Origin of the sequence: Halomonas sp. HAL1 (assembly GCF_030544485.1) — a bacterium.
Classification (GTDB): Bacteria; Pseudomonadota; Gammaproteobacteria; order Pseudomonadales; family Halomonadaceae; genus Vreelandella; species Vreelandella arctica.
Genome location: NZ_CP130610.1, coordinates 3,828,135 through 3,839,528 on the forward strand (window position 1 = coordinate 3,828,135; position 11,394 = coordinate 3,839,528).

The 11,394-nt window shown below is 54.5% G+C and carries 8 protein-coding genes and 1 pseudogene; 3 read left to right on the top strand and 6 right to left on the bottom strand.

The window, feature by feature from the left end:
* Positions 1–559 precede the first annotated feature (559 nt).
* The 3 genes from Q3Y66_RS17805 to Q3Y66_RS17815 all read left to right on the top strand — a co-directional run bounded on the left by Q3Y66_RS17805 (position 560) and on the right by Q3Y66_RS17815 (position 3,032).
* Positions 560–1,363 carry an IclR family transcriptional regulator gene (locus tag Q3Y66_RS17805; RefSeq protein ID WP_008956073.1) on the top strand — a complete coding sequence of 268 codons (804 nt, stop codon included), beginning with the start codon at positions 560–562 and terminating at the stop codon, positions 1,361–1,363.
* Positions 1,364–1,393: 30 nt separating this feature from the next.
* On the top strand, positions 1,394–2,197 hold the full coding sequence (locus Q3Y66_RS17810; RefSeq protein WP_008956072.1) for an IclR family transcriptional regulator: 804 nt from the start codon (positions 1,394–1,396) through the stop codon (positions 2,195–2,197).
* Positions 2,198–2,285: 88 nt separating this feature from the next.
* Positions 2,286–3,032 carry an SDR family NAD(P)-dependent oxidoreductase gene (locus tag Q3Y66_RS17815; RefSeq protein WP_008956071.1) on the top strand — a complete coding sequence of 249 codons (747 nt, stop codon included), beginning with the start codon at positions 2,286–2,288 and terminating at the stop codon, positions 3,030–3,032.
* Positions 3,033–4,546: 1,514 nt separating this feature from the next.
* On the opposite strand, the gene ltrA is transcribed toward Q3Y66_RS17815, so the two are convergent.
* The 6 genes and pseudogenes from ltrA to Q3Y66_RS21005 form a co-directional block, all read right to left on the bottom strand.
* Positions 4,547–5,935 (bottom strand): group II intron reverse transcriptase/maturase, encoded by a 1,389-nt coding sequence (gene ltrA, locus Q3Y66_RS17820; RefSeq protein ID WP_008956069.1) that lies wholly within the window; start codon positions 5,933–5,935, stop codon positions 4,547–4,549.
* Positions 5,936–6,467: 532 nt separating this feature from the next.
* Complete coding sequence (locus tag Q3Y66_RS17825; protein WP_008956068.1) at positions 6,468–7,163, bottom strand: EthD family reductase; 696 nt, start codon at positions 7,161–7,163, stop codon at positions 6,468–6,470.
* A gap of 28 nt (positions 7,164–7,191) precedes the next feature.
* Entirely contained in the window at positions 7,192–8,367 is a 1,176-nt protein-coding gene (locus tag Q3Y66_RS17830) for an NADH:flavin oxidoreductase/NADH oxidase (RefSeq protein ID WP_083832166.1), read from the bottom strand.
* A gap of 280 nt (positions 8,368–8,647) precedes the next feature.
* Positions 8,648–8,848, bottom strand: coding sequence for a transposase domain-containing protein (locus Q3Y66_RS21000; protein WP_139041494.1), 201 nt, complete (start codon positions 8,846–8,848; stop codon positions 8,648–8,650).
* Positions 8,849–9,452: 604 nt separating this feature from the next.
* Complete coding sequence (locus Q3Y66_RS17835) at positions 9,453–9,740, bottom strand: transposase (protein ID WP_139041493.1); 288 nt, start codon at positions 9,738–9,740, stop codon at positions 9,453–9,455.
* 921 nt (positions 9,741–10,661) lie between these two features.
* A pseudogene (locus Q3Y66_RS21005) lies at positions 10,662–11,141 on the bottom strand (transposase).
* Positions 11,142–11,394: the final 253 nt, after the last annotated feature.

The following is an 11,394-nucleotide window of genomic DNA, read 5'->3' on the forward strand; positions in this document are numbered from 1 at the left end:
GGCTTCCCTAATATTGGTCCGAGCTCAGGCCAGATGCCCATACCGCTATGCTGAGTTTTACCATAAATACCGCCACGTTTTCGGGCAGGAAGTAGTCGTCACCCATATTCTGTAAGCTGGGCTATAGGAAGCCGGCGTACCATCAAAATTAACGAACCCAGACTTATAAAGAGGCAAGCAGATATAAAAAGCTAGTCTGGGCGCGTTTTAATGCGACGCTGTTCACGTCGTCAGTCAACAATGTGAACTAAGCAGTTTTGATAACGGCCAGCCAAAGTCTTCCCAGATCGAAATTACCCTTGCCCACGACGCGGCCACCGAAACTCATTAGTAGCTGTACACGGCAGAGCGAGAGTATAATTCTTGGTCATAACGAATGGATCAAAACGAGAATAGCAACATATCGGCGTCGGGCAGCGCTGTCTTCAATCAACAAGCGCCCACGCAGGAAATAGCATGGTTACAGATCAGCATCCGTCATGTGTATTAATGAAAAATTCTGTTTCTGATGACTTGCACATACGAGAGAATCAGGCGAACTAAATTGTAGGAGATGTACATGGCAAAAGACGATCACGCCGCACGGGGTATAAAGTCGATCGCGGTTGGAGGTCGGCTGCTGCAAGCGCTCATAGATTCATCAAAACCCCTGACCCTACGGGAAATTGCCGCCAGAGCCGAAATCACCCCAGCGCAGGCCCACGCTTATCTGGTCAGTCTTAAACGTGTCAGTATGGTTGTTCAACAGTTCGAGTCAGGCCCCTACCTGTTGGGGCCAATGGCGCTTCAAGTAGGGCTCAGTAGACTTAGGAGCCTAGCTGTTTTCCGTCGTGCCAGCACGCTGCTCAAAGAGCTCTCGAACAGCCTGAACGTCATGTCCGTGCTCTCGGTATGGGGAGCCAAAGGGCCGACTGCCGTAATGGTCGTGCAAGCCCGAGATAAACGCAGTGACCTGAACATCCGTATGGGCACACAATTTTCGGTGCTGAACTCTGCCACTGGCCGAGTGTTTGCCGCCTTTGAGAACCCTCTGCAGGTGAAAATGCAGTTGAAACTGGAGCTGGAGCGTAATCCACCCCCAAATTATCAGACGGAAGTTCAGAGCATGGAAAAATACTGGGAACAAATCGAAAGCATCCGAGAACAGGGCTTCAGTACGATCCAAGGTTTAAGGGTGCCTGGAATCGATGCAGTGTCGGTACCTATCTTCGACGAGCACAAAGAATTCACTGGCGCGGTGACCTGCGTGGGTCACACCGATACTCTGGACATTGAACCCGCCGGCGAGAGCATCCCCGCTATCCTAGCTGGTGTGCGCTATATGCACTTAGCGACAGCGCAGCCTGTTAAACATTCGACCTAGACTTCTCCTTTGAAATAGCGAAGCAATCTCATGTCCAGTAAGTCACAGAACTCTGAGGGACGAGGCGTCCAATCCATCGAGATCGGCACCCAGTTATTGGAAGCGCTCGTCACCTGCGGCGAGCCAATGATGCTGAAGGAGTTAGCCGCCGTAGCTGGCATAGCACCTGCTCAGGCCCACCCATACCTAGTCAGCTTCCGAAACCTCGGCATGGTGGAACAGAACGGTCCTGCTGGGCGCTACCAGCTGGGGCCCTTTGCATTGGATCTAGCGATCACACGGATGCGGACGGTCGATCCAATGCAGTTGGCTGAGCAAGCAGTGGCTGAACTTTCACTGGAAACCGGCCTGACGGTGCTCCTATCAGTTTGGGGAGCCTTCGGCCCGACTGTTGTGGTCGTGCACGAAGGCGAGGATCAGATTCACATGAACACAAAGGTCGGGACAGTTTACTCGGTCACCGGTACAGCGACTGGCCGAATTTTTGCGGCCTACCTTCCTCCAAATCTGATTAACCCATCCATGCGCTCCAACCTGCCGAAATCTTTTCTCGAACGATGCGTGGGCACCCCGCAGCCTTATGACGAGACAGATATCGCCATGATACGAAAGACTGGCATTTCTTCGGTTCCAAACCCGCCAGTACGTGGTATCAACGCCATCGCCTCGCCGATCTTCGATCATCTCGGACAGATACTCGCCGTAGTTACACTAGTGGGCGATGCCCGCATTCTCGTAAAAGCACCTACATCAGCTTTTGCCCGCAAACTAGTCGAAGCGACACGCCGATTGTCATCAGAGCTCGGCTATTGGGACGAAGAGAAACCCCAGTGATTATTATTTTATTGTGAACTAATTATCTATCGTATAATCTTTGAACATGAATGACTGATGGATTGCCATGTTTGAGGAGAAATATAATATGAAATTGAAAGATAGACTGGCCGTCGTGACGGGAGCCGGGCAGGGTGTTGGCGCCTGCATCGCAAGAGGACTTGCCGATGAGGGCGCGCGGGTTATCTTGGCCGATATCCAATTGGAGAACGCTGTAAAAATTGCTGAAGAGATTCGCAACTCCGGAGGTGAAGCATGGGCCTATGCACTTGATGTCACCGATGCCGAAGCCTGTACCGCGCTGGCAGAAACAGTCAAACAGCACGGGGACGTATCGTTACTGATTAACAATGCAGGTGTCTGCCCACGCAATACGATCGACAGCCCCGATGTCCGTGAAACATGGGCGCTCGGCATGAGCGTCAATCTCGATGGCACACTCAACATGATCCTTCCCTTCGTCCCCGTGCTGCGGAAGACCAAGGGCGTAATCATTAATATGGCCTCTATTGCCTCATTTGTTTCGACCGCCACGTCGATCTCCTATTCGACTTCGAAATCGGCAGTGAAGATGCTAACCCAGAACCTCGCTGCTGAACTTGGCAAGGACGGGGTACGCGTTAATGCAGTAGCCCCAGGCACACTGGTCACTCCGATGACCGAAGCCACCCGCAACAATGACGAGCGTCGGGAGCGGTTTCTGTCGCGAATCCCAATGGGCAGATTCGGCGACCCGAAGGAAATCATCGGTCCAATCATCTTTCTTGCATCTGACATGTCAACTTACGTAACCGGTGCGACCATCGTAGTGGATGGTGGCTATCTGACCACCTGAATTGAGAAGAAGGGGGAATTTCTTCCCCCGCCTTTACACCACCGTACGCACCGTTCGGTATACGGCAATTCTTAAAGAAAGTGTAAGCCATCTAATCGGATGGAGTACCGAGATCAGCCCTTGCCGTTGAACCACTTTCGCGGCAGAAACTAATTCATGTGCGATGCCCAGCCTTCTACCAGCAGCCTCGACCATTCCATGCCGATTACCAGACATGATATGCACCAGTCCTAGCACTAGATGCTTCCGACAACGCGTCTTTCGCTTCCACTGGTGCAAAATCAAGGCGCGCAATCGACTATTTCTCCACTGATCCAACGTTTCAAGCGGACGCTTCACATCAACTCAATCGAAGTAGTTAGTCTAGCCCCGATGGATCGGCGTCAGCTTTTCGAAGATGCGCCAAATGTGGCGCCAGTAGGCAGGCCATACAGGAATAGTCCGGCCTTCAGGTAGCGGAGTAGGATCAGATACAGCACTCGTTTGTCGCTAACGCGCGTGCTACCCGTGCCATTAGCAGGTCGAGGTCGAACAACCACCGGTGGTCCTCGTCGACGCCTTCATGGCCGAGATAGTTTGCATGATCAAAGATCGGCATCGTTATCTATGACGGCACTTGCTGGATCAGCTGGTCGGTGATCGTGGGGATACCGAGCTGTCGCGTCCTGCCTTTAGGCTTGCGGATCGTAACGGATGGGGCTGGGGGATATCCTTCGGCCAGTAGCCGCTTACGCAGCCTTGTACGATGCTGCTTAGATGATCAAATGATGCATCGTCATGCCCTCAACACTCGATGCCCTTTGTGAGCGGTAAGCTCGGCTCGCTGCATGCTGTCTGGGCAGAAGCCCCTTTCCATGACGATCGCGGCTGATTCCACTTTCGTCCCGATAGCGATGCAGGAGTCGTCTAGAAGCTCACCCTCTGAGGTGCGGGTTCCGTCACTAACCCTCAGGGGAAGTGGCGGCAGTAGCGCCATAGTCTGTCTTCATGATCGATCCTTAAGACGTTATCGCCTACTCGCGGTTCTTCATGTTCGGCCACCATTGTTGCCACGGAGATCTAGCACTGACTATGGCCTCGGCTAACTTCTGCCGACCCATCCCATCGCTGGTAGCATCGTGGCAGGCCACCAGACAGCCTTTCAGGGTAAGATGCGCGGCCTTCCCGCTTACGCCTGACAGATTTACGGCGTGGCATTCCGTGCAAGTACCGGGATTTGATAATTGTGGCCATCTCACCCCGCCATCACGCCTCGTGACTGCTTCCTTTTCGTCAGGCCAGCGTTTGCCTTATGACTCAGTCAGATACACTTTCGCGAGGGAGACCCTTGCCGGTGGCTAGCACTACACCTTGCAGTGTGCACAGGGAATCTGCCCCCAAATCACCCTGAAGCACCACCCTCAGGAACAACATAAGTCAAGGTGCTACGCGCTTTGTCTGATGATCGAGTAGGAAGGGGAGTCACCTCCCCCGTCCTCTCACACCACCGTACGCACGGTTCCGTATACGGCGGTTCATGAAGAACGTTTAAGCCCTCTTACCGTCTCCAATACCGAGATCAGACCCTGATCGTAAAACCACTTTCTCGGCAGGGCTTGGTTCATGTGCGATGCCCCGGCGTTCCACCAGGGGCCTCGCCCATTACCCGCCGATTTCCAAGCGCAGGGCGCGTCCAGACCCAGTCCTCGAAGGTTCCGGTGCCGAGTCTGAGGGCGTTTCCATTGCCGCCAGAGCAGGCCGCGTAAGCGCCGTCGTATCCATTGATCCAGCGCTTCCAGTGGGCGCTTCACATCAACGAGGTCAAAGTAGTTGGCCCAGCCTCGCAGGATGGGCTTTAACTCTTTGATCACTTGCTGGAGGTGACGCCCCCTACCACGCTTCAGTATCTCACGGACACGCTGCATCATACGCTTCAGGCTGGTCTTGGCTAGCGTCAGTTTCGACTGCTTGTGCCGAGTAAGACTGTAGCCTAGATAGTCGCGTTTCCATGGCCGATCCACCGCACTTTTCCGGCGATTGACCGTCAGCCGGAGTGAGCTCTCGAGATACTCACTCAAGCTTTCCATGACACGTTCGCCTGCCCGCCGACTTTTGATATACACCTGCACATCATCGGCGTAGCGGCAGAAGCGGTGGCCTCGGTGTTCCAACTCCTTGTCCATGTCGTCCAGCAGGATGTTCGCCAGCAGCGGGCTGAGTGGCCCGCCTTGGGGCGTCCCCTGCCTTCTCGGCGTGGGGAGACCCTGCTGGAACATGCCCGCCTCCAGGTAACGACGGATCAGACGCAGCACGCGCTTGTCGTCAACGCGCCGCGCGACCCGGGCCATCAGCAGGTCGTGATTCACTCGGTCGAAGAAGGCTTCCAGGTCAAGGTCGACCACCCAACGGTGGCCAGCGGTAACGTGAGCCTTCATGGCCGAGACGGCCTGCTTGGCACTCCGCCTGGGGCGGTAGCCGTAACTTGACTCAGAGAAGAGCGGGTCGAAGATCGGCATGAGCACCTGGGACAGCGCTTGCTGGATCAGCCGGTCAGTGACTGTGGGAATGCCGAGTTGCCGTACGCCGCCTTTAGGCTTGGGGATCGTGGCCGCTCGGATTGGGCTGGGGTGATACTCATCGGCCAGCAGCCGCTCACGCAGCGTTGGCCAGTACTGCTTTAGGTGGTCGGCTAACTGATGTACCGTCATGCCTTCGACACCTGGTGCCCCTTTGTTGGCCACCACCTTACGGTAAGCTCGCTCCATGTTCTCCGGGTCAACGACCCGCTCCATGAGCGAGGTTGGCTCCGCTTTCGTCCACGATAGCGACGCCGGGATCGTCTCGACGCTCACCGGCCGGGACGCGGGGTACTGCCCTTGCCCCTCTGGGTGAGTGACGGTATTAGCGTCGGTTTCTGTCTTCATGATCGAGCATCGAGACGTTATCGCCTACTCGCGGTTCTTCATGTTCGGCCCTTGGTGCCGTGGTGAACCGGCACTTACTATGGCCTCTGCTGACGTCTGGTGATCCATCCCGTCGCCTCTTGACGCCGGTAGCACAGTGGCAGACCACCAGACCTCCCAGGGTAAGACGCGCGACCTTCCCGCTTATGCCTGTCGGATCTACGTCATGGCGTTCCGTGCAAGTACCGGGCTTTGATGATGATGGCCATCTCACCCCGCCATGCCGCCTCGTATCCGCTTCCTGTTCAGCTAGGCGCCCCCGTCGAGCCAGCGTTTTGCCTTAGGCTTCCTTCAGATTCCACCTCGCGGGAGACACCCTTGCCGTTGGCTAGCACTTCCCCTTGCCGGGCGTGCAGGGGACTTCCACCCCCAAGTCATCCTGCGGCACCACCCACAGGAATAGCGCCCGTCAAGGCGCTGCGCGCCATGCCTGGCGCACCACCAAAAGAGCCCGGAGCATTCCCCGAGCTTTCTGATTTGCCGCGACGCACACTTAGACAATTTTTCGTGTTTCGACGAAATAGGGAGTGATCGTGTCGAGGAAGACTTTGGCGTGCTCCTGCGTCTTGGCCACAATGTCGCTAGCATAGAGCTCAGCCGCCTCTTCCTTATTGCGAAACCAGAACTCAACAATTCCGTCCACCGGCACCTCATTATAAGTAGCATTTTCAGTGCGCGAGCCTTGGTGACGATCGACTACTAGGTTCTGGCGATAGCCCAACACCTTCGGCCATTGACGAACAAAATTTGCATGATTTACCAACCATTCATGGCGGAACTCTTCGGGGCTAATGCCCGGCAAGCGCCTGAGCAGAGTCATACGCTTAACAAACGAGCCCTCTCCCAGGTTCACGGGCACAACCTCGTGCTTCTCGCAGGCAACGAGGCTGACACTGTCGAGGAATTCGATCTCATCAACTAGCGCGGGCGCGAAGGTATCGCCGTTGACGGCTTCCAGCATCGCCTCCATGTCGTCGAAATGAAGCTCTGAAAAGCCATCCAGGTCCCAATAATCACCGCGTGAATGAGTGATACCGAACTGCTCCTTGTCAACTACCGCATGCTGCCAATAGCCTCTTAGCCCTGGAAAACGTGCAGCCATGAGGCCATGCACCAGATGCCAGTGTTCGTTAAACGCCTCGGTTGATAAACCTTTGCGTTTTGTCAACAACCCAAATCGCGTGATCATTGACTTCTCCTTCTCATTATCATTGTTATTACTCGGATTCGCTCAGACGACTCAGCACCTTATGCCTCCGGTCAAGCCACTCACGGTGCTGCAACGGCCAAGAGCTGAAGTCTTCGGGCCCACTCAATACGCGCGTCGCTTCGGCGGGCCAGTAGGGCGTGCGCAACAACTCGCGGCCGAGCGCAACCAGATCCGCCTTGCCGCTGGCCACGATCTCATTGGCCTGCTCGGGAGTCAGAATGATGCCAACGGCCTGCGTCATAATTCCTGCTCGGCGGCGTACCTCTTCAGCGAAGGGCACCTGGAAGCCAATGCCGCGCGGCACGTTGCTACGCCGCGTCTCTTCCGTCAGCCCTCCCGAAGAACAATCAATCACGTCAACACCGACCGCCTTCAAGGCAAGAGCCAGAGCCACGGTATCCTCCATCCCCCAACTACCTTCCGCCCCATCTAGACAGGACAGGCGGGCAAACAAAGGTTTGTCGTCGGGCCATACTTCGCGCACTGCTTGTGCCGTCTCGACGGCAAAACGCATCCGGTTTTCCAGCGACCCACCGTATGTGTCGGTTCTCTGGTTCGAGAGAGGTGACAGAAAACTGGCCAGCAAGTAACCATGACCGAAATGCAGCTCTATTACATCAACGTCCGCCTGGTCGGCCCTTTTGGCCGCTGCCACGAAATCCTCCCGTATCTCTTCAATCTCACTTTGCGTCAACATCTCGGGTTCGGACCATTCGCCGCTAGCCGCGATGGCACTTGGCCCCACGCGTCGCCATTGAAGGCCGCTGGCATCGAGCGCCTCAATGCTTAGCGCCCTTCCCCCTTCCCATAGCGGCTCTGAAAATGCTTTACGTCCAGCATGAGCTAGTTGGAGGCCGAAGGCCGTATTATTGGCATGGGCAAAATCGCTCAGCCGTTTCAGCCCCGGCACATGATCGTCGGACCAGATACCTAGGTCCGCCACTCCGACTCTGCTGTCGCTTCTGACGGCTGTGCTTTCGGTTAGCACTAGCCCTGCACCGCCCAAAGCGAACTTACCATAATGGACGATGTGCCAGTCCTGCACAGCACCGTCCACCGCCGAATGCTGGCACATGGGTGAGACGGTCATCCGGTTCTTAAGCTTCAATCCCCTTAGAGATAACGGCTGAAGAAGGGACGGTTGATCCTGGGTCGAGACATCACAAGTATCAAGCACCGACATACTGTTTCCTCATTCACATGGCGAAGATTGTCAGTAATTTACTACCCACATGATTTTACATTAACTAATAAAAACACCATTATCAAATTTTAATGCACGTATAAATCACAAGCCTGAGTCTTACCAAACCCTGAGCACCAACATGAGGTTGATGAACAGGAATAGAGAGAACCGCCCTGCTTGCGAGATGTCCACTATAGTGGATAAAGTGGCTATCGAGGCCAACTGGCAGGAAGAGAACTGTAAGAGCCCTTTAATTAGCCCACTTGGCCTGATCGCATTACGACACTTTTTTGTCGGCCTCAAGAATCTCTAGTCGGGGCAGTAACGCTTTCAATGCCTGCAACGTACCCGTCGTGGCAATGTGGGTCAGCACGTGATAGAGGTACGCAGCAGAACCCAGTTCATTGACCTGGGCTGTTTCGACTAAAAAGTAGCAGGTAGCGCTGGAGTGAGCACAGCACGAGATATCACCGAACAGTCATGTTTTGCGCTTAAGGTAACTCTTCCATAACTTAAGTCCTGGGATAATCCTTACCCAGCTGGATAGGGCGCCGGATCTGTTCTAGTTAGCTGGTGTCCGACCGGACGTCCGGGTCTCCAGGTATACCCGGATGGACCCACTCGCTGCTAAGCACGCAGTGAAAGGCTTTGATCAACCTTTCACTGAAAAGCAGGCCACCTTGTTCCAATTGAGCTCGGCACCACTTAAAGAAGTCGCAGACCACCGACTACGGTGTGTTCCCGCCGACGGTACTAGCATTTTATCAACGTTCAGTGCCTTCTCCTTAAGGGTCCTTTCTACCTAGTACAGTGTCGCGAACTGTTGCAGGACCTCTGTCGTCGGCTCCGGCTAATCGTCCAGGGCGTTGACAAAGTAATGGCGGCTATGTACCCAACAATAGGCGTGGGTGATGCTTTTCTTTGCCGCCACATAGCTGGCACATCGACGTAACCGTCGCTGATCAGAGTGCTCGTGAACTAGGCGTTCAATACCTATTCATAATGGGGGCGCCCACAGCTGTTCGAGTAGGTGCAGACCACCTCGCCGGTATCGACGTATAGCGACTAGAACCAGCTGGCTTTCATCTTGCCTTTTTGCGGACTTGTCCGGTCCTGGTGACAGACTTCAATGGGCGCTTCGCCAATGGACAGCATCCGACTGCGCAGGACACTGTCAGTTTGGGCATCCACAATGACCCGCAACAGATCGTGGCCCGCTTGACCAGATTGGTCAGGATGCTGCGGCTGAAGGTGACACCTGCCTGCTGGATGCGATGATATTGGCGATACAAAGGTAGGTGGAACTGGAACTTGTGACGTGTATGGATGAAAGGGAGCGGCCCACCAACAGTCCGGTCAGAGGCTGGCATTAGTCAGGCTGTTGAGCGACGCTGGCGTATTCACCGGCTTCTTGGTTCCTATTTTGCTTCTTGCCGGTACCGTCTTGATAGGCCCGAACCGGGAGTTGTTTACCATCGGCAGGCTTATCGGAGATAAGGACATTTTCTGTCTGGAACAGCGTGTCTTGTCACTGCAGGCCAGCCACCTGCTTCTCCGATATAGGGCCGAAAAGTTGCTTCTTGGACCAACTCATCTTTAGAGTTAGCTAACGAATAGCCATAGTCTAGGCCTCCAGCTGCTCCCGCAACAAGACATTTTTCTTTTGGAGGAAGGTGCGCTGGAATGAGAAACTTAACCCTTTGAATTCATTGTTCATATGATACCAGAAGTCGGTTAAAAATACCTTCGAAAACGCTTGAGCTGGCGGTATATTTACACTTTCATGCCATTGATCAGCAACTGCAGATCCTAGAGGATCAGGGCACGCTGACCGGAGGTGGATAACGATACCCCGAATAAACCCCTGCTACCTCAGCATGATCTTCCAGCCCGACCCAAACTATGGGGACTCGACCATTATTGACGAAAGATTCAGGACACGTGTCTCACTGGCATTCGAAGCTTCATTGGGTGGATCTCGGTCAGCCGCTTTTCCAATTACAGAATCTGGCATAGTTTATGCCTCCCTACTTACAAAACTGTGGAGAGAACAGGCCGCTATCACGCTACTGACTAGCACGGGTAGCCACTGTCTCGGGGCCCGGCGCCTTCTCAATCGGGTATCCTAGCGTTGGAAAATGTGAGATCACTTAAGGGAGATGTTCACCAGGGTGGCAAGACGCCTTGGAATGAAAGCTAACCCTTGAACTTGCGGCGTGCATGAATCCAACACCCAACACGAGTGAAGCCATTGGCATGGCGCACCTGGCGTTACCAGCGAAGCCATCAGCTTACAAGACACCTGAGAAGTCGTCGAGCAGGCACACGGGTATCTCTCTCCAAAGAGACGGATCATACGCAAAGAGCACCGTGCGCTGATTGGGTGGCCCTCCCCGTGTGACCCACATCCAATTATCCAACTTTGCCGATTTGCCGCTTTCCTTGATTACTTGCAAGCGGACTCATCGGCCTAAAGATAAGCGCTGCTGTTCTGTCCCCCTTATCAAGTTGGTCAAGGATCCGAAGCTGTTATCCAGGCAAATGATCTAGGTTACCATCTGAGTACGGCTCACTTCATGCCCCGAGCGCTTTAGTATGCCCTCCAGCCGGTACAGCGGTAAATCGTCGGCGTACTTGGCGGTGATCAGATATGTAAGCAATGACGTTGAGGCGGTATGTTTGCCGAGCATGGACACTGGGCGGGATACGGAATTCATACGCCCGTCGCCGCCTTGCACGAACACGGCCTTTTCCTGCCTGTATTCGAGCATTTTCAGTTGAGCGGGGATCGACTGCAGCTCTTCGCTCACCTAAGCAAAGAACGTTTTGATATTCAATATGCTCTCGCACCAGCGTGTCGGAGAAGCCGTGCTGACGGCGCTAACGGGAGGCACAAGGCGGCTCTCCTTTTCATTTGGCTCGGCAGTTGATCGCGCAGGGCGTCAATCTTAACATCCTCTTTGGCCTCATTGAGCATTGGATCTGGTGAACCAACTTCTCGCTGATAGCCACTTACTGCTGGAT

What these genes read in the sequence shown, in the direction of transcription:
- Q3Y66_RS17825 (WP_008956068.1), bottom strand. Translation starts at nt 7,163, where the DNA reads ATGATCACGCGATTTGGGTTGTTGACAAAACGCAAAGGTTTATCAACC.
- Q3Y66_RS17810 (WP_008956072.1), top strand. Translation starts at nt 1,394, where the DNA reads ATGTCCAGTAAGTCACAGAACTCTGAGGGACGAGGCGTCCAATCCATC.
- Q3Y66_RS17815 (WP_008956071.1), top strand. Translation starts at nt 2,286, where the DNA reads ATGAAATTGAAAGATAGACTGGCCGTCGTGACGGGAGCCGGGCAGGGT.
- Q3Y66_RS17835 (WP_139041493.1), bottom strand. Translation starts at nt 9,740, where the DNA reads ATGCCAGCCTCTGACCGGACTGTTGGTGGGCCGCTCCCTTTCATCCAT.
- ltrA (WP_008956069.1), bottom strand. Translation starts at nt 5,935, where the DNA reads ATGAAGACAGAAACCGACGCTAATACCGTCACTCACCCAGAGGGGCAA.
- Q3Y66_RS17805 (WP_008956073.1), top strand. Translation starts at nt 560, where the DNA reads ATGGCAAAAGACGATCACGCCGCACGGGGTATAAAGTCGATCGCGGTT.
- Q3Y66_RS17830 (WP_083832166.1), bottom strand. Translation starts at nt 8,367, where the DNA reads ATGTCGGTGCTTGATACTTGTGATGTCTCGACCCAGGATCAACCGTCC.